This is a genomic window from Ensifer sesbaniae, assembly GCF_013283665.1.
Taxonomy (GTDB): Bacteria; Pseudomonadota; Alphaproteobacteria; order Rhizobiales; family Rhizobiaceae; genus Ensifer; species Ensifer sesbaniae.
In genome coordinates, this window is the sequence record NZ_JABEKU010000003.1 from 225,269 (window position 1) to 245,745 (window position 20,477).

The 20,477-nt window shown below is 63.7% G+C and carries 18 protein-coding genes; 11 read left to right on the top strand and 7 right to left on the bottom strand.

The window, feature by feature from the left end; all coding sequences use genetic code 11:
- Positions 1-25 precede the first annotated feature (25 nt).
- From BHMPCIPO_RS29635 to BHMPCIPO_RS29660, 6 genes are all read left to right on the top strand, one after another.
- Positions 26-673 carry a thiamine phosphate synthase gene (locus BHMPCIPO_RS29635; protein ID WP_173520407.1) on the top strand — a complete coding sequence of 216 codons (648 nt, stop codon included), beginning with the start codon at positions 26-28 and terminating at the stop codon, positions 671-673.
- Positions 674-733: 60 nt separating this feature from the next.
- Complete coding sequence (locus BHMPCIPO_RS29640; RefSeq protein WP_246304734.1) at positions 734-1,831, top strand: tetratricopeptide repeat protein; 1,098 nt, start codon at positions 734-736, stop codon at positions 1,829-1,831.
- A gap of 316 nt (positions 1,832-2,147) precedes the next feature.
- On the top strand, positions 2,148-2,948 hold the full coding sequence (locus BHMPCIPO_RS29645) for an inositol monophosphatase family protein (protein WP_173520409.1): 801 nt from the start codon (positions 2,148-2,150) through the stop codon (positions 2,946-2,948).
- A gap of 255 nt (positions 2,949-3,203) precedes the next feature.
- Entirely contained in the window at positions 3,204-4,307 is a 1,104-nt protein-coding gene (locus BHMPCIPO_RS29650; RefSeq protein WP_173520410.1) for a flagellar motor protein MotA, read from the top strand.
- 3 nt (positions 4,308-4,310) lie between these two features.
- Positions 4,311-5,342, top strand: a complete 1,032-nt coding sequence (locus BHMPCIPO_RS29655) for a peptidoglycan -binding protein (protein WP_173520411.1) — start codon at positions 4,311-4,313, stop codon at positions 5,340-5,342.
- 163 nt (positions 5,343-5,505) lie between these two features.
- Positions 5,506-7,152: an FAD-binding dehydrogenase gene (locus BHMPCIPO_RS29660; protein WP_173520412.1), complete on the top strand. Its 1,647-nt coding sequence runs from the start codon at positions 5,506-5,508 to the stop codon at positions 7,150-7,152.
- A gap of 239 nt (positions 7,153-7,391) precedes the next feature.
- On the opposite strand, the gene BHMPCIPO_RS29665 is transcribed toward BHMPCIPO_RS29660, so the two are convergent.
- Both BHMPCIPO_RS29665 and BHMPCIPO_RS29670 read right to left on the bottom strand, forming a co-directional pair.
- Complete coding sequence (locus tag BHMPCIPO_RS29665; protein WP_173520413.1) at positions 7,392-8,384, bottom strand: Bug family tripartite tricarboxylate transporter substrate binding protein; 993 nt, start codon at positions 8,382-8,384, stop codon at positions 7,392-7,394.
- A gap of 134 nt (positions 8,385-8,518) precedes the next feature.
- Positions 8,519-10,363 carry an ABC transporter transmembrane domain-containing protein gene (locus BHMPCIPO_RS29670; protein WP_210266731.1) on the bottom strand — a complete coding sequence of 615 codons (1,845 nt, stop codon included), beginning with the start codon at positions 10,361-10,363 and terminating at the stop codon, positions 8,519-8,521.
- Positions 10,364-10,529: 166 nt separating this feature from the next.
- Here BHMPCIPO_RS29670 and rpmE point away from each other — a divergent pair, with 166 nt between their 5' ends.
- Complete coding sequence (gene rpmE / locus BHMPCIPO_RS29675) at positions 10,530-10,751, top strand: 50S ribosomal protein L31 (protein ID WP_173520415.1); 222 nt, start codon at positions 10,530-10,532, stop codon at positions 10,749-10,751.
- 84 nt (positions 10,752-10,835) lie between these two features.
- Here the strand turns inward: rpmE and BHMPCIPO_RS29680 are convergent, their stop codons facing one another.
- On the bottom strand, positions 10,836-12,347 hold the full coding sequence (locus BHMPCIPO_RS29680) for a winged helix-turn-helix domain-containing tetratricopeptide repeat protein (protein ID WP_173520663.1): 1,512 nt from the start codon (positions 12,345-12,347) through the stop codon (positions 10,836-10,838).
- A gap of 117 nt (positions 12,348-12,464) precedes the next feature.
- On the opposite strand from BHMPCIPO_RS29680, the gene BHMPCIPO_RS29685 reads away from it, so the two are divergent.
- The gene (locus tag BHMPCIPO_RS29685; protein WP_246304737.1) at positions 12,465-12,719 is read left to right on the top strand and encodes a DUF1127 domain-containing protein; all 255 of its coding nucleotides are present in this window, start codon (positions 12,465-12,467) and stop codon (positions 12,717-12,719) included.
- An 11-nt stretch (positions 12,720-12,730) separates the two neighbouring features.
- Complete coding sequence (locus BHMPCIPO_RS29690) at positions 12,731-13,939, top strand: MFS transporter (RefSeq protein WP_173520416.1); 1,209 nt, start codon at positions 12,731-12,733, stop codon at positions 13,937-13,939.
- A gap of 68 nt (positions 13,940-14,007) precedes the next feature.
- Here the strand turns inward: BHMPCIPO_RS29690 and rcdA are convergent, their stop codons facing one another.
- The 3 genes from rcdA to BHMPCIPO_RS29705 form a co-directional block, all read right to left on the bottom strand.
- A complete protein-coding gene (gene rcdA, locus BHMPCIPO_RS29695) occupies positions 14,008-14,526 on the bottom strand; it encodes a protease adaptor protein RcdA (protein ID WP_173520417.1) in 519 nt (172 codons plus the stop codon).
- Positions 14,527-14,881: 355 nt separating this feature from the next.
- Positions 14,882-15,070 (bottom strand): DUF1192 domain-containing protein, encoded by a 189-nt coding sequence (locus tag BHMPCIPO_RS29700; RefSeq protein ID WP_173520418.1) that lies wholly within the window; start codon positions 15,068-15,070, stop codon positions 14,882-14,884.
- Positions 15,057-16,358, bottom strand: coding sequence for an MFS transporter (locus BHMPCIPO_RS29705; protein ID WP_173520419.1), 1,302 nt, complete (start codon positions 16,356-16,358; stop codon positions 15,057-15,059). The genes BHMPCIPO_RS29700 and BHMPCIPO_RS29705 overlap by 14 nt, the downstream gene beginning before the upstream one ends.
- Before the next feature lie 285 nt (positions 16,359-16,643).
- On the opposite strand from BHMPCIPO_RS29705, the gene BHMPCIPO_RS29710 reads away from it, so the two are divergent.
- Together BHMPCIPO_RS29710 and BHMPCIPO_RS29715 are read left to right on the top strand one after the other, a co-directional pair.
- The gene (locus BHMPCIPO_RS29710; RefSeq protein ID WP_173520420.1) at positions 16,644-16,799 is read left to right on the top strand and encodes a hypothetical protein; all 156 of its coding nucleotides are present in this window, start codon (positions 16,644-16,646) and stop codon (positions 16,797-16,799) included.
- Between the two features lie 111 nt (positions 16,800-16,910).
- A complete protein-coding gene (locus BHMPCIPO_RS29715; RefSeq protein WP_173520421.1) occupies positions 16,911-18,848 on the top strand; it encodes a tetratricopeptide repeat protein in 1,938 nt (645 codons plus the stop codon).
- A 31-nt stretch (positions 18,849-18,879) separates the two neighbouring features.
- Here BHMPCIPO_RS29715 and BHMPCIPO_RS29720 read toward each other — a convergent pair whose 3' ends face one another.
- On the bottom strand, positions 18,880-20,394 hold the full coding sequence (locus BHMPCIPO_RS29720) for an MFS transporter (RefSeq protein ID WP_173520422.1): 1,515 nt from the start codon (positions 20,392-20,394) through the stop codon (positions 18,880-18,882).
- Positions 20,395-20,477 lie beyond the last annotated feature (83 nt).

A 20,477-nucleotide genomic window follows, 5' to 3' on the forward strand; every position in this document is an offset into this window, starting at 1 on the left:
TGCAGCCGGAAATGGATGTCCGAACATGACAACAGAACGTTGCCGCCTAGTGCTGATTGCGCCCGACATGCCCGATGCGGCGGAACGCGTGAAAGTGCTCGCCGATGCCCTGAAGGGCGGTGACGTCGCTTCCGTGATCGTGCCGCAATACGGGCTGGACGACTCCGAGTTCCAGAAACACGCCGAGCGTCTGGTGCCGGTCATCCAGGAGGCGGGTGCCGCAGCGCTCATCGAAGGCGACTCCCGCGTGGCCGGCCGCGCCAAGGCCGACGGCCTGCACATTGCCGGCAATGCGGAAGTGCTTGGCGAGGCGGTCGAGAAACACACGCCGAAACTGATCGTCGGCGGGGGCAATGCGGCCGACCGCCACCACGCGCTCGAGATCGGCGAGGTGCGCCCGGACTACGTGTTCTTCGGCAAGACCGATGGCGACATCAAGCCGGAAGCGCATCCGAAAAACCTGGCGCTCGCCGAATGGTGGGCGTCGATGATCGAGATCCCCTGCATCGTCATGGGCGGCACGGACCCGCAATCGGCGCTCGCGGTGGCGGAGACCGGCGCAGAATTCGTGGCGCTTCGCCTTGCCGTCTTCGGCGAGCCCGGGCAGGCGCCTTCCGTCGTGGCTGCGGTCAACGCACTTCTTGACGAAAAAGCGCCACGGTTTGAAGATTAAGACGTGTCGATGTTGAGCCGACTACCTTCCAGATTGAGTCGAGGTCTTTGCCTTGTTGCCATGGCCGCAGCCCTGGCACTGCCGGCGCATGCCCAGCAGCAGAACGCCGGGACAGGGGACGCGGGCGTCGAGAAGCGCGGCCGCATCACGCCCTTCAACGGGGCGGCGATGCCGGAGGGCGCGGCCGCGACCGACAAAGGCGACGACAAGTCGGCTGGCGGCAACAAGAAACCGGCCGATGGCACCGTGCCATCTTCCGGCGTCAACGTTTTCGATCGCATGGGCGCCGAATTGCCGGCATTGCCGGCGGAAAAACCCTTTACCGGCAAGGTCGACGATGCCTATGGCGCATTCCAACGGGGCTACTATCTGACCGCGATGGATCTGGCGCTGCCGCGGGCGCAGCTTGGCGATCCGGCGGCGCAGACGCTGATCGCCGAAATCCTGCAGCAGGGGCTGGGCGTCGTGCGCGACCCCAAGCAGGCTGCCTTCTGGTATGGCCAGGCGGCCGAAAAAGGCGATCCGGCCGCGATGTTCAAATACGCGCTGATCCTGATGGAGGGCCGTTACGTCAAGCGCGACCGGAAGAAGTCCGAAGAGCTGATGAAGAAGGCCGCCGATCTCGGCAACGGCTCGGCCCAGTTCAACTACGGCCAGACGCTCGTCGCCGACAATCCCGGACCCAAGGGACTGAAGCTGGCGATGCCCTATTATGAGAAGTCGGCCGAGCAGGGCATCGCGGATGCGCAATATGCGCTGTCGCAGATCCTGGTCAATGTCGACGGCATCGAAGAAAGCAAGCGGGCCCGGGCGCGCGAATGGCTGATCCGCGCGGCGCGGGCGGGTTACGATACGGCCCAGCTCGACATCGCGATCTGGATGATCGAGGGCATTGCCGGCGACCGTAATCTCGAAGAGGGTTTCGGCTGGATGCGGCGGGCGGCCGAGGGCGGCAACGTGGTTGCGCAGAACCGGCTTTCGCACCTCTACGTCAACGCCATCGGCACCAGACCCAATCCGGTCGAGGCGGCGAAATGGTATGTGCTTTCGCGTCGCGCCGGCCTCAAGGATGACGCGCTCGAAGACTTCTATCTCGGTCTCAACGAAGAACAGCAGAAGCAGGCGCTCAGTGCCGCCAACAAGTATCGCCGGAGCTGAACGGCTCCGGTCGCGGTCGAATCTTTGACGGCCGTTCGGCGGAAATGCTATTTCGCTTGAACTTGCGGGCCATTTGTGGTTCTGAGGCCGCGGTTTTGCACGTGGCGGCCCGATAATCGTTGCGGTTCACGTGCGGAGTGAGCAATCACTCGGTTTTTTGACGACGGAGCTCAATCTGCGGCTTGCCCTCGGTCCTTGGATCGTTTCCGATCGAGGGAATGCGGAAGGGCCGGCAATGCGGCCTATGTTCCGTCAAAGCAGGTTCAACGTCCGATCGAAGCGTTCGATCGGCCTTCGTTTTTCAAGGGATCGCCAGATGGCCCGTTCAGCTCTTCTCAATGTCATGGTTCAGGCCGCCTTCAAGGCCGGCAAGTCGTTGGCCCGCGATTTCGGCGAAGTCCAGAACCTGCAGGTCTCGCTCAAGGGACCCGGCGACTATGTTTCGCAGGCCGACCGCAAGGCCGAGAAACTCATCCGCGAGGAACTCCTGAAGGCCCGTCCGACCTATGGCTTCCTCGGCGAGGAAGGCGAAGAGATCGTCGGCACGGACGGCGCGCATCGCTGGATCGTCGACCCGCTCGACGGCACCACCAACTTCCTGCACGGCATTCCGCATTTCGCCGTTTCGATCGCCTTGGAGCGTCAGGGCGAAATCGTCGGCGCCGTCATCTTCAACCCGGCGACTGACGAACTCTACACCGCCGAGCGCGGCGGCGGCGCCTTTCTCAACGATCGCCGCCTGCGCGTTGCCGCGCGCAAGCATTTGTCCGACGCGGTCATCGCGACCGGTACCCCGCATCTCGGACGCGGCAACCACGGCAAGTACCTGATCGAACTGCGTCACGTGATGGGCGAAGTGGCCGGTATCCGCCGCATGGGCGCCGCCTCGCTTGATCTCGCCTATGTGGCAGCCGGCCGCTACGACGGTTATTGGGAGCGCGATCTCGCCGCCTGGGACATTGCCGCCGGCGTGCTGCTGATCCGTGAGGCTGGTGGCTGGGCGCACGATATCAACGGAGGTGCCAAGCCGATCGACGACGGCTCGATCGTCTGCGGCAACGAATACATCACCAAGGCGCTCAAGGATGTCGTGCACCGCCCGGTGCCGACGAAATAAGCAGCGCCCCCATTCGGATGCTCGGCCTCCGGCGCTCGCCCGCGTCGGAGGCTTTGTTTTTCTGGCTGATCGGGAATGAGGCAACACGACAGTGCCACATGGCTGTGCCTATCTAAGGCCGTTGCGGCCGTGGCCTCACTTTGGGAACGGCTGAATTTCATCCTTGAATCGATTTCGGTTTCGGGAATTATGCAGTAGGCTCCGCGCCGGCGCGGCGCCGGTCCGACAAGTAAAAACCGGGAGATACTTATACCCATGACGCAATTGCATCTGTCCGGGTGGAGCGGTCGGGAAGGCATGGAAGAAGGCTACAATCCGCACAAGCTTTCGAGTCCCATGCACTATTTCTGGATCATGGTGGTCTTCCTGATCATCGTCGGTTTCGTGGGCGCAATCCTCTTTCGGCAGGCACACAACGCCTTTCTCGCCAATCCCGGGCTCAACGGCTTGATCCTCGGAGTGCTGCTGATCGGCATCCTGCTCGTCTTCAACCATGTGCTCGGCCTGCGGCCCGAGGTGCGCTGGTTCAATTCCTTCCGCGCCGCCGGCAGTGCCGACAAGGTGGGCCGCGACCCGGTACTGCTGGCGCCGATGCGGGCGCTGATCGGTGCCCGCCAGACGGCGATCTCGACGACGGCGCTGCGTTCGATTCTGGATTCGATCGCGACCCGCCTCGATGAATCGCGCGATATTTCACGCTACCTGACCGGTCTTCTCGTGTTTCTCGGTCTGCTCGGCACCTTCTGGGGTCTTTTGGGCACCATCGGTTCGATCAACACGGTCATCCAATCGCTGGATGCCGGTTCGGGCACGACCGAAGACATTCTGGCGGCCTTGAAGAGCGGCCTCTCGGCGCCGTTGACCGGCATGGGCACGGCATTCTCGACATCGCTCTTTGGTCTTTCCGGTTCGCTGATCCTCGGCTTCCTCGACCTGCAGGCCGGCCGCGCCCAGAACCGTTTCTATACCGAGCTTGAAAACTGGCTTTCTTCCGTCACCGACGTCGGCTCCGAGCTGACGCCGTCGCTCGATGTGCGTTCGGGTGCGCCAGTCGAGGAGTTGAAAAAGCTCACGGATCAGCTGCTCCGCCTCAATCAGGAGGGCGGTTCGAGCCAGCGCACGACCGCCGCCATGGCAAGCCTTGCCGAGGGTATCCAGGGCCTGGTGAAGAACATGCGCGGCGAGCAGCAGATGCTGCGCGACTGGATCGAAGCACAGCAGGAAGAGGCCAAGGCGATGCGCAGGACACTCGACAAATTGTCGTCGCGCATCGGTGGCGGCGAGCGGATCACCGTCGCCGGCGAAAGGTCGTCGTTGTCGGCCAAGCTCGGGCAGCTGGACGAGACCGGAGGAGAATAATCCATGGCGCTCGCCCGCAAAGGCCGCTCGCAGCGCACGATCGACTATTGGCCGGGCTTCGTCGATGCGCTGTCGACGCTCCTGCTTTCGATCATGTTCCTGCTCACCGTCTTCGTTCTTGGGCAGTTTCTGCTGAGCCGCGAAATCAGCGGCAAGGACGAGGTGTTGACGCGGCTGAACAGCCAGATCAACGAGCTCACGCAGCTCCTGGCGCTCGAGAAGAGCGGCAAGCAGGATCTCGAGGATTCGCTCGCCAACCTCCAGGCGTCGCTGTCCCAGTCGGAAAGCGAGCGTTCGCGGCTCCAGGCGTTGCTCGACCAGGGCGCCGGCAGCAGCGAAGCCGCCAACCAGAAGATCGGGCGCCTCGGCTCGGAGCTCGAGAACGAGCGCGAGATCAGCGCCCGGGCGATGAGCCAGATCGAACTCCTGAACCAGCAGATCGCGGCGCTGCGCAACCAGATCGCCGCCATCGAGGATGCGCTCCAGGCATCGGAGGCGAAAGACCAGGCGTCGCAGACGAAGATCGCTGACCTTGGCCGCCGCCTGAACGTGGCGCTTGCCCAGCGGGTGCAGGAGCTCAACCGCTATCGCTCCGATTTCTTCGGACGCTTGAGGGAGATCCTCTCCGATCGCGAAAACATCCGCATCGTCGGCGACCGCTTCGTGTTCCAGTCGGAGGTACTGTTCCCATCCGGCGGCAGTGAGCTCAATCCCGAGGGGCAGGCGGAGATGGCGAAACTCGCCTCGGCACTGCTCGATCTCGCCAAGGAGATTCCGGCGGAGATCAACTGGGTGCTGCGCGTCGACGGCCATACCGACAATGTCCAGCTTTCCGGGGCCGGCCGCTATGCCGACAACTGGGAACTTTCCTCGGCGCGCGCGACCTCGGTGGTCAAGTTCCTGATCTCGAAGGGTGTGCCTGCCGATCGCCTGGTTGCCGCCGGTTTCGGCGAGTATCAGCCGATTGCGCCGGGCGAATCCCCGGAAGCCCGGGCCCAGAACCGCCGCATCGAGCTCAAGCTGACCGAAAAGTAGGCCGCGGTCCCGAACGTACCGCGCGCGACATCCGACTCTTGAATTGACCTTGACGTACGCGTAACAGTTGCTGCAGCCATGGATATGGCGAGGGCGACTCCATAGCGTCGTGTTTTTTAAGATACGCGAAAGTCGCCGTATGGGATGCAGGGGAGGGCATTTCATGGATTGCGATGTATTGGTCATCGGCGTTGGGCTTGCCGGCTTGGTCGCCGCTTCGGAGGCGGCCGCCCTCGGGCGCAAGGTCATCGTTCTCGATCAGGAAGGCGAACAGAACCTTGGCGGCCAGGCTTTCTGGTCGCTCGGCGGCCTGTTCTTCGTCGATAGCCCCGAGCAGCGGCGCATGGGCATTTGCGACTCGCGCGAGCTTGCCTGGCAGGACTGGATGGGGTCTTCGCAGTTCGACCGTCCGGAGGACCATTGGCCGCGGCGTTGGGCGGAAGCCTATCTCGATTTTGCCGCTGGCGAAAAGCGCCGCTGGCTGCATTCCCTCGGCATGCGCTGGTTTCCGGTCGTCGGCTGGGCCGAGCGCGGTGGTGGGCTTGCCCATGGCCACGGCAACTCGGTGCCTCGTTTCCACGTCACCTGGGGCACCGGACCGGCGGTGCTCGAACCCTTCATCCGCCTGACGCGGGAGGCGGAAAGCCGCGGTCTCGTGCGCTTCCGGTTCCGCCATAGGGTTGACGAACTCATGACCTCGAACGGCCGCGTGACGGGTGCCCGCGGGGCACTGCTGAAGGAGGATCCGGTCGCACGGGGTGAGCGCAGCTCGCGCGACGTCGCCGGCGATTTCGAGATATCGGCGGGCGCGGTCGTCGTCACTTCGGGCGGCATTGGCGGCAACCACGATCTCGTCCGGCGCAGCTGGCCGCGCAAGCGGCTTGGCCAGCCACCGGCAACGATGGTTTCGGGCGTGCCGCACCACGTCGACGGCCGCATGCTGGAGATTGCCAGCCGGGCGCGCGGCTCGGTCATCAACTCGGATCGCATGTGGCACTATACCGAGGGGCTCAGGAACTTCGACCCGATCTGGCCGGATCATGGCATCCGCATCCTGCCTGGGCCCTCGTCCTTCTGGTGCGATGCAGACGGCAACCGCTTTTCCGCTCCGGCGATGCCGGGTTTCGATACGCTCGGGACCCTGCAGGCGATCCGCGACAGCGGCCACGACTATAGCTGGTTCATCCTGACGCGGGCGATCATCAAGAAGGAGTTTGCGCTTTCCGGTTCGGAGCAGAACCCGGACCTGACCGGCAAGAATATCACGCTGCTCCTGAAGCGGCTCGGCAAGAACCCACCCGGGCCGGTCCAGGCTTTCATGGACAGGGGCGAGGATTTCATCGTCCGGGACCGGCTCGAAGACCTGGTGCCGGCGATGAACGCGCTGACGGGCGAGAACCGGCTGTCGCCCGATCACCTTCGCCAACAGATCGAGGCGCGCGATCGCGAAATCACCAACCCCTTCTCCAAGGATGCCCAGGTCACCGCGATCCGCGGCGCCCGCGCCTATCGCGGTGATCGGCTGCTGCGCACCGCCAAGCCGCACCGGCTGCTCGATCCGAAAGCAGGGCCGCTGATCGCCGTCCGCCTGCACATCCTGACGCGCAAGACGCTTGGCGGTTTGCAGACCGACCTCTCGGGTCGAGTGCTGGAACAATCGGGCGAGCCGGTGCCAGGTCTCTACGCCGCCGGCGAGGTCGCCGGTTTCGGCGGTGGCGGCATGCATGGCTACAACGCGCTCGAGGGCACCTTCCTCGGCGGCTGCATCTTTTCCGGCCGAGTGGCGGGGCGCGGGGCCGCGGGCGTATGATTGCCGCGTACTCGTAGCTGCCCTCTCCTCGGGTTCAACCCGAGGACTAGCCTTCTACATCCTCACTCGCAATCGCCGCCGAGGCGGGGTTGTAACCAGGTTCACGCAAATCGAGCGAGGCCGTATGCGCATGGAATATGGGCACAGGGCGTGCCGCCGGTGTCCTTCTCCCCGCGGGCGGGGAGAAGGTGGCGGCAGCCGGTTGAGGGGCGGGCCTCACCGAGCCGGTCAGGTGAGCGTCAATCCATCTGCACGTTCGCGTCGCGCACGACCGGCGTCCACTTTGCCAATTCAGCGCTCACATGGGCGGCGAGTTCCGCAGGGGTCGAGCCGACGATCTTGGCGCTGAACTCCTTCATGCGCTCGATGACGGCGGGATCCTTCATGGCCTTGTTTGCTGCTTCGTTGAGGCGAGCGACCACCGGTTGCGGCGTGTTCGCCGGGGCGAAGAGCGCGTTCCAGGTATAGGTCTCGTAGCCCGGGATACCGGATTCAGCGACCGTCGGGACATCGGGGAAGGAGGGCGCGCGCTCCGCCGTGGTCACGGCAAGTGCCCGCAGCGTTCCGGCCTTGATGTGGCTGGAGGAGGAAGGGAGATTGTCGAACATGATCGGCACCTGGTTGCCGATGACGTCGTTCAGCGCCGGGCCGGCGCCCTTGTAGGGGATGTGTTGCATGCTGACGCCGGCCATTTTCTTGAAGAGTTCGCCGGAAAGATGCAGCGGCGTGCCGTTGCCGGAGGAGGCATAGCTGTATTCGTCGGGCTTGGCCTTAAGCAGCGCCAGCAGTTCCTCGACGTTCTTGGCGGGAAGCTCGGGATTGACGACCAGCACGTTGGGCACGATGACCAGCAGCGAGATCGGCGCGAAGTCCTTTTCCGGATCGTAGGGCTTGGTCTTCAGGATCAGCGGGTTGAGCGCGTGGGTGGCGACGGTTCCCATCAGGATCGTGTAGCCGTCCGGATCGGCGCGCGCGACATTGGCGGCGCCGAGATTGCCGCCGGCGCCGGCGACGTTCTGGACGATCACCTGTTCGCCGAGGTCTTCTGACATTTTCTGCGCGACGATGCGGGCGACCACGTCGGTCGAGCCGCCGGCGGCGAAGGGAACGACCATGGTTATCGGCCGGTCAGGGAAGCCCTGGGCGAGGGCCGAAGTGCCAAAGGGCAGCGCCGATAGCGCCATCAGGCCCAGCGTCAGCGTTGCGCGCCGGGTCAGTTGCGAAAATGCCATGCGAATTTCCTCCCGATCATGTCTGCGAACCGCAGAGAACGGCCTCTGGCAGGCCGGCCCCATAACAATAGGGCTTGCTTCTCAGCCGGCAACCGCCAGGTGTGAAATCAGGAGGAGCGAGCCGCCGCAGCAGCTCAGTTTTTCGTGGCGACGAACAGGGCCTCGGCGCCATGGTCGAACTGCAGCCGCGCGAGCTTGGCGTAGAGGCCACCCTGGCGGATGAGGGAAACGTGCGTTCCTTCCTCGACAATCCGGCCATGATCCATGACCAGGATGCGGTCTGCCTTCAGCACGGTCGCGAGTCGATGGGCGATAATGATCGTCGTGCGCTCGCGCAGCAGGCCATCGAGGGCTTTCTGCACCAGCGTCTCGCTTTCGGCGTCGAGAGCCGAGGTGGCCTCGTCGAGGAGCAGGATAGGTGCGTTCTTGAGGATGGCGCGGGCAATCGCGATACGCTGGCGCTGGCCGCCGGAAAGCGTGATGCCGCGTTCTCCGACGAGCGTGTCGTAGCCGTTGTCGAGCCGGCCGATGAATTCGTCCGCCTGCGCGGCGACGGCCGCAGCGCATACTGCCTCGCGGGTCGCGCCGGGGACACCGAAGGCGATGTTGTCATGAACCGAGGAGGCGAAGATCGTGACGTCCTGCGGCACGATCGCCAGCCGATCGCGCAGTTCTTTCGGGTCGACCGTACGGACGTCGAGGCCGTCGACCATCACCGCACCCTTGGCGGGATCGTAGAAGCGCAGGATCATGGAGAAGACCGTGCTCTTGCCGGCACCGGAAGGACCGACAATGGCGACGGTCTCGCCCGGCTTGATCGTGAAGCTGAGGCCGTTCAGGCTCTTGTAGTCGGGACGTGCCGGATAGGCGAAATAGACGTCGTCGAAGGCGATGGCGCCGGAGGCCGGCACGGACATGGCGACGGGGTTTGCCGGTGCCTGGATCTCGGGGATCGCGGATAGCAGTTCGTTGAGCCGCTCGGCGGCCCCGGCGGCCTGCGAGAGTTCGCCCCAGACTTCCGACAGCGAACCGAGGCTGCCTGCGGCAAAGACCGAGTAGAGCAGGAACTGGCTGAGCGTGCCGGCGGAAAGGTTGCCCGAAAGCACGTCATGCGCGCCGAACCAGAGCACCGCGACGACGCTGCCGAAGACCATGGTGATGGCGAAGGCGGTGAGCACCGAGCGTGCCTTGATGGCGGCGCGCGCAGCGCCATAGGCATCCTCGACAGCGCTGGCGAAGCGGTTGTTGGCGAGCGCCTCGCCATTGAAGGCCTGCACCGTGCGTGATGCGGCAATCGCCTCGCCGGCATAGGCCGACGCGGTGGCAAGCGTATCCTGCGCCTCACGCGAGCGGCGGCGGACGGAGCGGCCGAAGCCGACGAGAGGGAAGACGATGATCGGGATCGCGATCAGCACCAGGCTCGAAAGCTTCGGGCTGGTATAGACCATCATGCCGATGGCACCGAGACACAGGATCAGGTTGCGCAGCGCGACCGAAGCGGTGGCGCCGACGGCGGACTTGACCTGGGTCGTGTCGGCCGTCAGCCGCGAGACGATCTCGCCGGACTGGTTGACGTCGAAGAAGGAAGCGGAAAGCCGGGTGACGCGATCGAAGACATTGCGCCTGAGGTCGGCAACGATGCGCTCACCCAGCGTGATGACGAAATAGTAGCGCGCAGCGCTGGCCAGCGCGAGCACGACCGCGAGCATCATCAGCATCGAGAAGTAGGTATTGATGAAACCGGAATCGGAACTGGAAAAGCCGTGGTCGACCATCCGCCGGACGGCCAGAGGCAGCGCCAGCGTCGTGACCGCGGCCAGGATCAGAGAGATGCCTGCGCCGACGACCAGATGGCGGTAGCGGGCGAGGTAAGGCAGAAGCGTGGCGAGAGGGCGGATGGATTTGCGCGCTGGCGCCTGGATTTCTCGTTCGGACACTTGACCCCCGTTCGCCAACCACGGAGGAAAGGGTTTGCCCATGAGTCTTCCGCGCGGCACTTGTTATCCCGCAGACCTTGATGTATAGGCACGGCATCGAATTGGGAAGCCGTGGCCCTTCAGCCGGTCCGCGGCTTCATTTACGTGTTCGGTCTCGAAGTCGCAATGCCTTGCGACAATTGGACCCTGGAACTCTAGGAAGATCGTTATGAAGGCAGACATCCATCCCGACTACCACATGATCAAGGTGGTCATGACTGACGGCACCGAATACGAAACCCGCTCGACCTGGGGTTCTGAAGGCGCCACCATGAACCTGGAAATCGACCCGAAGTCGCACCCGGCTTGGACGGGCGGCAACCAGCAGCTCATGGACCGCGGCGGCCGCGTCTCCAAGTTCAAGAAGCGCTTCGAAGGCCTCGGCCTCTAATCGAACGCCTCTTCGGCATTCTCGAAGCCCGGCCATCGCGCCGGGCTTTTTGCTGGCCGATCGAGAGGCGGCCGGGCTTGTGTGTCATTCGGGAAGCCCGGCCTTGCGAAAGCCATCGACGAAATGCGCGAGCATCGCGTCGTCACGGAACGGCTCGGTCGCGGCCCAGTGGCGGATCGTAAAACCCGGGTTGGCCACGAGAAACAGCTCCACTTCCGTGCGCGCCTCGTCGAGGCGGCCGAGCTGGGCGAGGCTTGCCGCCAGGAACCGGCGTGAACTCGTGCGATAGGTCTCGTCGCTCCGCAGCGTATCGATGGCGGCTGCATAGTCGCCGGCCGCATATTGCGCCTGGCCGAGCGCCAGATAGTACCAGCTTGCGGGAAACGGGTTCAGTCGGAACGCCTTGCGGATATGCTCGAGGCCTTCCTCGACCCGCCCGGCGAGAACCTCGATGTCGGACAACGCCGCCCAGGTGTCCGCCTCGTTCGGATCGAGTTCGATCGCCTTGGCGAATTCCGCATCCGCCTCGGTGAAGCTGTGCTCATAGGCGAGCAGATAGGCCAGGATCCAGCGGCTGCCGGCATCGGCTGGATCGATCGTAACGGCTTTGCGCGCCAGCTCCAGGGCAAGGCCGCGGGCGGCCTCCGTCGGTCCGCCGGAGTGCACCCATCCCATCCAGTGGTTCATGGCCAGCCAGCGATAGGCCTCTGCGTAATCGGGGTCGAGCGAAACCGCGCGCGTCAGCATCAGGTGCGCTTCCTGCGCCGCCTGTGGCGTATCATCCATCAGCCTGCGGGCTCGCACACAGAGATCGTAGGCATCGATGTTGCCGGGGCGCTTGCGTGGCCGCGGCGGTGGCCGCAATTGCCCGAGCAGGGCTTCCACGATCTTGCCGGTGACCTCATCCTGAACGGCGAAGATGTCTTCCAGTTCGCGATCGAAGCGTTCCGCCCAGAGATGGTCGCCGCTCAGTGTGTCGACCAGTTGGGCATTGATGCGCACGCGTCCCGCCGTGCGCCTGGCGCTGCCTTCCAGCAGGTAACACACGCCAAGGTCATCCGCGATCGCGCGCACGTCTACGGCCTTGCCCTTGTAGACAAAGGACGAGTTGCGGGCGATGACGAACAGGCCGGGAATTCTGGACAGGTCGGTGATCAGGTCCTCGGTCAACCCATCCGTGAAGGGCTCCTGCTCCGGATCGTTGCTGACGTTGACGAAGGGTAGAACGGCGATCGATGGTTTGTCCGGCAGGGGCAGCGGGCGCCGCTTTGCCGCACCGAGCTTCCTCGCGCTCCCGCTGAAGCGATAGCCGACGCGCGGGACCGTCGAGATCCATTCGCCGCCGTCGGCGGCAGGGCCAAGCAACTTCCTGAGCTGCGCGATCTGGACGGTGAGATTGCCTTCCTCGACGGCCGTTCCCGGCCACGCCGCGTCCATCAGTTCGGCCTTCCCCAGGACTTCGCCGGGCCGACCGACGAGCGCCGCAAGCAGCTTTAGTCCGCGATAGCCGATGGCAACAGGGTCATCGTCCCGGAGGAGCGTTCCCGCACCCGGATCAAGCACGAAGGGGCCAAAGGCAAAGCGCGTTTCCTGCATGGGGCGCATCTATAATTCGTTTGGAAGTTTTTGAGAACTTTTTGGACGCGCTTAATTACGCCCCGGTTCGGCTCCTGCAGAATTCCTCCGTCTTTCGGGCTGACGATGGAGGCTGCCATGAACCATGTTCCCATTCCCGTATCCCGGCAGCGGGTGGTGCGACCGGCCGTACCCGCGCGGGAGGAAAACCGGTTGCGCTGGCATACCAACTTCGTGGCGCTCAGACGCATTGTCGCGACCTGGGAGAAGCGGGCTCGCTTCCGCCGCGACCTCGAACAGGTTTCGAGGAACGACCCGCATCTGATCGACGATATCGGCCTGACAAGACGGCAGGTCGAGATCGAAATCGCCAAACATTTCTGGCAAGCCTGAGGCGTGCCGGAATGATATCGGACCAGCAGCCTCCGTGTGTCGCAGTGGTGCGCCGGCGCGACACGGCGTTTTCGCAAGAGCAATCAATCCCTTGGGCGGCGATAGCCGGCACGATCGCGACCGTGACGGTGTTCGCTGTCGCCCAGGGGCTGACCTATCCTTTGCTCAGCTTCATTCTGGAGCGGCAGGCAACGACGCCTGGGCTGATCGGCCTGTCGGCGGCGATGACGCCGCTGGGTTTCATCGTTTCGGCGCCCCTCATTCCGGCGCTGGTTCGGCGCCTGGGCGCGGGATGGCTTGCTATCCTATGCTCGCTGTGCGCCGCGCTCACCTTGACCGCAATCGCCTGGACGCAGGACCTCTGGGCCTGGATGCCCCTGCGCTTCCTGCTCGGCTTCTTTGCCAATCCGCTGTCCGTGATCAGCGAGACCTGGTTGATCACGATTACGCCGCCCTCACGCCGGGGCCGCATCATGGGCTTCTATTCTTCGGTCGTTTCCGGTGGTTTCGCCATCGGCCCGCTGTCGCTCGGCCTCGTCGGCACGGAGGGTTGGACGCCGTTCCTGATCGGCGTCGTGGCCTTCCTTCTCTGCGGCATGATCCTGCTGACAGTCGTGCCGCGCCTGCCGAATATGCCCCATGACGGCGAGGCAACCTCCGTCGGCGGCTTCGTGGCGCTGGCGCCCCTCCTCCTGTTTGCGGTTTTCACCGCTGCCGCTTTCGAGCAAACCCTGCTTTCCCTGTTCACCAGCTATGGTGCCGCGTTCGCAAGCGCCGAGGAGCGGATCGCCTCCCTCATAACCTGTTTCATCGCCGGCAATGCGCTGCTGCAGGTGTTTCTCGGGCGCATGGCCGAGCAGATCGGCTCGATGTGGGCGGTGTTGTTCTGTGTCCTGGTCTCGCTGGCCGGATGCCTGTTGCTGCCATGGGCTTTCAATTCCTGGCTCATCTGGCCGCTCGTCTTCGTCTGGGGCGGGGTCTCATTCGGCATCTATACGATGTCGCTGATCGAGCTTGGCGAGCGGTTCACCGGCCAGGCCCTGATCGCCGGCAACGCGGCCTTCGCCGTCGCTTGGGGTTTCGGCGGCATCGTGGGTTCGCCTACGACGGGACTGGCCATGCAGTGGCTCGGGCATCGGGGACTGCCGTTGGCTCTTGGCTTCCTGTGCTGCGTGCTGGTGATGTTTATACTGGCGAAGATACGGCGCGCACGATCGTGACGCCAGCGATGCAAACAAAAACCCGGCCATGGCCGGGTTCGTCTTCTGCATGCTGAGGCGAAGGGCCGTCAGTTGGTGCCGAAGGCCGTCTGCAGCAGCTTGATCTGCGCCTTGACGCCGTTCTGGTTGTCCGGAACGATGGCGGCGGCTTCGTGCGGGCGATAGATTTCGCGGTCGAGCAGGGCGACGCGGTTTTGCAGGCGCAGCGAGCGTTCGATCAGGTCGCGGAAGGATTCCGGCAATTCGGCCCAGCCCGGAGCAGAGCGGTCTACGTTGAAGCTGTCGAGGCGCACCTTGCTCTTTTCCGACATCACCTGGTCGCGGCTCATCTCACCGTTGTTGACGGCGCGCTGCAAAAGCAGCCACGACGCCATCTGCATCAGGCGGGTGGTAAGCCGCATGGACTCGGCCGCATAGAGAACCGATGCCATGCGTGGCAGAACCTTCGAGGCAGCGCGGCCGGGGCCGTCGAGATAGGTGGCCGTTTCCTCGACCAGACCCATGCCTTCCGAATAGAGTGTCTTGAATTGTGCCGAGGACGCCGCGTGTCCCGCGAAACTGACCGTATTCAATCCTCTCTCGGACATGACCTGTTTTCCCTGGTTCAAACGCATCACGACAGTCAGGTAGCGGACGAATATAGGAAATAAATCCTTGCCCGTCTCTATGCTCGAAGAATGATCCGATAGCGCATTTCGCGCAAGGGTATTCTTAAGAAAGGGTTAATCTCCACAGTTCTTTAGCGAAAGCTATGCCAAAATAAAAAAAGAGCCGCGGAAAGCGGCTCTCAAGGTAAAACAGGGAGAAAAATCAGACCCATTCGCCAGTCGGAGAAATTGTCTGAAACCGGAAAGCTCCGGATGCCCTGACAATCGCAGATAATGCTTAATGTGCCGTTAAAGGCGCTTCGTTTTGCTGCGCTGCGGCCGCTGCGGTAACGGTTCAGCGGAACAGGCTCTCGGCAGCGGAGCGGCTTGCGGATTTGCGCGTCCGCTCGGCTTCGAGCCGGGCGATTTCCTCCGTCAACAGGGTGATGCGCTGGGTGAGTTCATCGACTGAAAGCAGTGAAAGGTCGCTACCGATTTCGTGCACCACCTTCTTCTGTGGTCGGTCATCGTCAAACAGGCTCATCGGTCTGATCCTCCCATCTCTGGTTGTTGTCCGGTTCGCTGCGCGCTTCCTCGAACGGGGCAGCGCGGGGTGAAAGCTGCAAGCTCTCCGGCGTCGTCGGCGCGCCGGCATTGACCGGCGAGAAGGCATCGCGGTCGGACACCGGCACGGGCGCGCGCATCCGGCTGCGAATGATGGCATAGGCTGTGATCAAAATGTGGGCACAGGCGGTAATCATGAACAGGCCGTAGGGGCCGGCTGCCGTCATGACCGGACCGCCGATCGTCGGGCCGATGATGGTGCCGACGCCGTAGAGCAGCAGCAGGCCACCGGAGACCTTCACGAAGTCTTCGGCGGTCGCAAAGTCGTTGGCGTGGGACACGGCGATCGGATAGAGCGCGTTGGCGGCAGCACCATAGATCGCGATCAGCGTCAACACGATCCAGACCTGGCTCGGCTCGATCAGGAAGATGAGCAGTCCGGCGAAGGCGCCGACGCCTGCAAGCGCTGCCAGAACATAGCGGCGGTCGATGCGGTCCGAGAGGCGGCCGGCCGGGAGCTGCATCACCGCGCCTGCGAAGATCGCCACGCTCATCATTGCCGCAACCGTGCTGTCGGAGAGGCCGGCCTGTCGCCCGAAGACAGCGCCGAGCGTGCCGAAGGCACCGTTGGCGATGCCGACGAGAAGGATGCCGAGGAAGGACACCGGCGAGTTGCGATAAAGCGCGCGCAGGTCGAGGCGAACCTGCTTCAACGGTTGCGGCGAAGCGGCCTTGGAAAGAAGCGTCGGCAGCATGGCGAGGCAATAGAGGATGCCGCAGATCATGAAGAAGAAGCTGGTCAAGGTGTCGCCGAAGGGGATCATCATCTGGCCGCCGACGACGCCGAAGAGTGTGATGGCGATATAGAGCGAGAAGATCACGCCGCGGCTCTCATTGGTGGCGCGCTCGTTCAGCCAGCTTTCGATGATCATCGACGTACCGGCGGTGGAGAAGCCGGTAAGCGCGCGCAGGACCAACCACCAGGTCGGGTCGATCATGATGCCCGTCAGCAGCGCGACGATGGCGATCAGCGAAGCAAAGACGCTGAAGGCGCGCACATGGCCAATGCGCTTGACGACATTCGGGGCGAAGAAGCAGCCGAGAACGAAGCCGGCGGCCCAAGACGTGCCGATCAGGCCAAGGATGGTGGTTGGATACCCTTCGGCGGTACCACGTACGGGAAGAAGCAAGCCCTGGAGGCCATTGCCCAGAAAGAGAAACAACGTACCGAGCAGGAGGGCGGCGACCGGGAGCAGGTTCTTTCTCATCATCCATCCGAAATTCGTTCTGCCGTCGGCAAGTTAGGGCGATGCCTGGTGAATTGCCAGCCGGTTTCTCTTTGCAGCGCTTCGAGTTGCCGCAGGTTTTTTCCCATCAATCGGTGACGATTGAAGGAGACCGGTCATTGCAAATCATCCGCGGAAACACTAGCCCTTTTTGCCATGCACGACGTATCGCTAGTCCTGGGGGAAGGCGCTGCTCCGTGCGACGAATGGTGCCGGCGTTGCGATGGCTTCGCCGGTTGAGGCGGCCTCCCGGAACACGAGGGCAACATGCAGAAGGCGCTCGCCCTTATCCTGCTGCTGGCAATGGCCATCCAGCTTCTGTGGCCGCTCGGCATCCCGGGTCTGCGCCGCCGCCGCGACTTCTGGAAGATCGCCGTCTTCGCCATCGTCATGATGATGGTGACAGTCTTGATCCGGCCGTAACCGGGCCATTTCGCCCCTAAAGACCCGTTTCCTTGGAAACTCCGGGGCCGATCGTCCGATGCTATTGGGTTGTACGTATATTCGTTACAACTACAAAAGGGCGCAGGACAGATGGGGAATAACGCGCTAGATTACCTCTTTCATTCGGGAAGTGAATTCGAGGGTTTCTTGGAACGCCGTCTCGCTGCCATTCTCGCTGCCGATGTCGTGGGCTACAGCCGCCTGATCGGCGCTGACGAGACCGGCACGCTGGCCGCGATGAAACGGCACAAGAACGAGCTCGTCGATCCCAAGATCAACCGTCACAAGGGCCGCATCGTCAAATTGACCGGCGACGGCATTCTCGTCGAGTTCGCGAGCGTCGTGAATGCGGTTGCCTGTGCCGTCGACATTCAGCGCGGCATGCTCATCCGCAATGAAAGCGTGCCGCCGCTGAAACGCATCGAGCTGCGTATCGGCGTGCATCTCGGCGATATCATCGTCGAGGACGGCGATATTTTCGGCGACGGCGTCAATGTCGCCGCCCGGCTCGAAGGCCTGGCGGAACCATCCGGCATCGCTGTCTCCGCATCCGTGCGCGACCATGTCGGAGCACGCCTGGACGTCGGCTTCATCGACAAGGGTGAACACGCGCTGAAGAACATTGCCGCCGGCGTTCACGTCTATTCGGTGGCGCTCGGTGCGCCGACGAAGGTTGCGGCGGCGCCAAGCGAGGTCGGGCCCATCGTGCTCGATGACGGCTACGGGCTCTCGGTGGGTGTGCTTCCCTTCACCAACATGAGCCATGACCCGGAGCAGGAATATTTCTCCGACGGCATCACCGAGGACATCATCACGGATCTCTCGAAGATTTCGAAGCTGCATGTCGTCGCCCGCAACACGGTGTTCACCTACAAGGGGCGGTCGGTGAAGGTGAAGCAGGTCGCTCAGGAGCTCGGCGTCCGCTACATCCTCGAAGGCAGCGTGCGCAAGGCCGGCTCACGGGTCCGGATCACCGGCCAGCTCATCGACGCCTTGACCGGCACCCATCTCTGGGCCGACCGCTACGACCGCGACCTGACCGACATCTTCGCCATCCAGGACGAGATCACCCATTCCATCGTCGATCAGCTCAGGATCAAGCTGCTGCCGGCGGAGCGGCGTGCGATCGAAAGCGACCCGACCACGAGCGTGGAGGCCTATACCTACTATCTGCGCGGCCGGCAGTTCTCGCATGCCTGGACCCGGTCCTATCTGCTGCTCGCTCGGCGCATGTTCCTGAAGGCGGTGGAACTCGATCCCGACTTTGCCCGCGCCTATGCCGGCATCGCCGATTGCGAGTCGGCGCTGCGCGACTGGCATGAGGACGAGTTCCCTCTGGACGGTATTCTTTCCACCACTGCGAGAGCCCTGGAGCTCGATCCGAACCTGGCGGAGGCGCATGCCTCCCGCGGTCTGGTTCTCCACCAGGACGGCCAGGACGACGAGGCGGTCGCCGAGTTCGAGCGGGCGCTGACCTTGGACCCCAGCCTGTACGAGGCGAACTTCCACTATGCCCGTTTCCTGTTCATGCAGGGCGCCTTCGAAACGGCGATCCAGTTCTTCAAGCGTGCAGCGGACATCAGGCTTGACGACTATCTGTCGCCGATCCACCTGATGAGCGCCTACCGTTCGCTCGGCCGGGAGGCCGAACGCACGCAGTGGGCGAAGATCGGCATTTCGCGCGCGGAGCGGGCGCTGGAACTCAACCCGGAAAACTCCGGCCCCGCACATCGCGGCGCACTGGCACTTGCCCATATGGGCGAGGCGGATCGGGCGCGGGAATGGGCGGCGCGCGCGCTGGCGATCGATCCCGACGACGTGGTCGCCCGGTACAATACCGCCTGCGTCTATTCCATTCTCGGCGACATCGATGCGGCGCTCGATCTTCTCGAAACCCTGCTGCCGCAAAGCTCGTGCTACCAGCTGCTTTGGTTCAAGCAGGATTCCGATCTGGATGCGGTGCGGCACCACGTGCGCTTCCAGGCGATGCTCGCGGCGATCGCGAAATGTGAGGCGGGCTTGCGCTGACCGCCGAAGGAGGCCGGCGGTCGCTTTCAGTTCAATGGTGGCTTGCCTGGCGGGATCCCGCCGGCGTGCTGCTCCGGCCGCCCGTCAGCCACCAGATGGCCGAGCCGGTGACAAACATCATGGCTGTCGCAACGAACACCACCGCGGTGAAGGCCTGTTCGAAGGCGAGTCGGGCGCGCATCACCAGTTCGCCCGCCAGTTCCGGCGGCAGCTTTTCGGCGAGGATCAGGGCTTCGTCGAGGCTGTCGCGCGCCATCGGCGAGATTGCGGCACCTTCCGGCAGGGCCAGAAAGGCCGTGTAGACGATCGACATCACACTGCCGAGCACCGCAATGCCGATCGCGCCGCCGAGTTCGAACGAGACCTCCTCGATCGATGCCGCCATGCCTGCCCGCTCCGGCGGGGCGTTGAACATGATGGCGCTGGAGGCGGCCGTCATCGAGGCGCCGATCCCGAGGCCGAGAACGACGAGGCTGGCGATCTGGGCAGGCGTGCCGACGCCGTGAAGCAGCAAGTAAGCTGCGAGACCGGCAGCCGCGAGGAGCAAGCCGGAGCGCAGCACCACTTCCGCTCCGAGACGCGGAAGCAGCGTGCCGGTCAGGGGGCCGGCGACGAAGGCGGCGAGCGGGATCGGCAGGATGAAGAAGCCGGCTTCGAGCGGCGAAAAGCCGTCAACGAGTTGCAACTGCTGGCTCAGGACGAGTTCGATGCCAATGATGGACGCCGACGCCACCAGTGCCGCCGCCACGCCGGAAGAAAACACTTCGTTGCGGAAGAGGCTGAAATCGATCAGCGGATGCGGGCTCCGGCGCTGGCGGCGGACAAAGGCGACGAGTGCGACCGCACCGATCACGGCCGCGGCGAAGCCGGCTTCCAGCGACGGCTCGCGCTTGCTCGTTTCCTTGACGGCATAGGCAAGACCAACGAGCCCCACCATGATCTGAAACGAACCGAGCGCATCCCACGGATGTCTGGGATTGCCGGGGCTGTTCGGCAGCACGACGATGCCGAGCATGAGGGCAATGGCGACGATCGGCACGTTGATCAGGAAGACCGAGCCCCACCAGAAATACTCGAGCAGGAAACCGCCGAGAACCGGACCGATCGCGGCGCCACCGGAGGCGATCGCGGCCCAGACGCCGATTGCCAGCGCCCGTTCGCGTTCATCGGTGAAGGTGAGGCGGATGATCGAAAGTGTTGCCGGCATCATCAGCGCGGCGCCGACCGCAAGCAGAACTCGGGCGCCGATCAGGACCACGGGGGTGGGGGCATAGGCGGCGACCAGCGAAGCGACGCCGAAGACGGCAAGGCCGACGATGAAGGGCTTCTTGTGGCCGAGCCGGTCGCCGAGCGTGCCGAGGCCGGGCAGGAGGCCGGCAACGACGAGGGCATAGGCGTTGACGATCCAGAGTTTCTCGGACGCGCTCGCGCCGAGGTCATGGGTCAGACGGGGAAGGGCAGTATAGAGCACCGTCATGTCGACGACGATCAAAAGGAGTGCGCTCGATACGATGGCCAGAACGAGCCAGCGATTTTGCGGAAGCATGGTACACCTCGGGTGGCCACCCACAGGGAAATGGGGGCCAAGTCTTGTTAACGTCAGGGTCATTATTTAAATACGTACGTATG

Bases quoted from the DNA above. Each gene is read 5' to 3' on its own strand.
- BHMPCIPO_RS29685 (WP_246304737.1), top strand. From the start codon at position 12,465: ATGAACCATGTTCCCATTCCCGTATCCCGGCAGCGGGTGGTGCGACCG.
- BHMPCIPO_RS29640 (WP_246304734.1), top strand. From the start codon at position 734: ATGGCCGCAGCCCTGGCACTGCCGGCGCATGCCCAGCAGCAGAACGCC.
- BHMPCIPO_RS29710 (WP_173520420.1), top strand. From the start codon at position 16,644: ATGCAGAAGGCGCTCGCCCTTATCCTGCTGCTGGCAATGGCCATCCAG.
- BHMPCIPO_RS29635 (WP_173520407.1), top strand. From the start codon at position 26: ATGACAACAGAACGTTGCCGCCTAGTGCTGATTGCGCCCGACATGCCC.
- BHMPCIPO_RS29680 (WP_173520663.1), bottom strand. From the start codon at position 12,347: ATGCAGGAAACGCGCTTTGCCTTTGGCCCCTTCGTGCTTGATCCGGGT.
- BHMPCIPO_RS29690 (WP_173520416.1), top strand. From the start codon at position 12,731: ATGATATCGGACCAGCAGCCTCCGTGTGTCGCAGTGGTGCGCCGGCGC.
- BHMPCIPO_RS29665 (WP_173520413.1), bottom strand. From the start codon at position 8,384: ATGGCATTTTCGCAACTGACCCGGCGCGCAACGCTGACGCTGGGCCTG.
- BHMPCIPO_RS29670 (WP_210266731.1), bottom strand. From the start codon at position 10,363: ATGGGCAAACCCTTTCCTCCGTGGTTGGCGAACGGGGGTCAAGTGTCC.
- BHMPCIPO_RS29655 (WP_173520411.1), top strand. From the start codon at position 4,311: ATGGCGCTCGCCCGCAAAGGCCGCTCGCAGCGCACGATCGACTATTGG.
- BHMPCIPO_RS29720 (WP_173520422.1), bottom strand. From the start codon at position 20,394: ATGCTTCCGCAAAATCGCTGGCTCGTTCTGGCCATCGTATCGAGCGCA.
- BHMPCIPO_RS29700 (WP_173520418.1), bottom strand. From the start codon at position 15,070: ATGAGCCTGTTTGACGATGACCGACCACAGAAGAAGGTGGTGCACGAA.
- rcdA (WP_173520417.1), bottom strand. From the start codon at position 14,526: ATGTCCGAGAGAGGATTGAATACGGTCAGTTTCGCGGGACACGCGGCG.
- rpmE (WP_173520415.1), top strand. From the start codon at position 10,530: ATGAAGGCAGACATCCATCCCGACTACCACATGATCAAGGTGGTCATG.
- BHMPCIPO_RS29650 (WP_173520410.1), top strand. From the start codon at position 3,204: ATGACGCAATTGCATCTGTCCGGGTGGAGCGGTCGGGAAGGCATGGAA.
- BHMPCIPO_RS29705 (WP_173520419.1), bottom strand. From the start codon at position 16,358: ATGAGAAAGAACCTGCTCCCGGTCGCCGCCCTCCTGCTCGGTACGTTG.
- BHMPCIPO_RS29645 (WP_173520409.1), top strand. From the start codon at position 2,148: ATGGCCCGTTCAGCTCTTCTCAATGTCATGGTTCAGGCCGCCTTCAAG.
- BHMPCIPO_RS29660 (WP_173520412.1), top strand. From the start codon at position 5,506: ATGGATTGCGATGTATTGGTCATCGGCGTTGGGCTTGCCGGCTTGGTC.
- BHMPCIPO_RS29715 (WP_173520421.1), top strand. From the start codon at position 16,911: ATGGGGAATAACGCGCTAGATTACCTCTTTCATTCGGGAAGTGAATTC.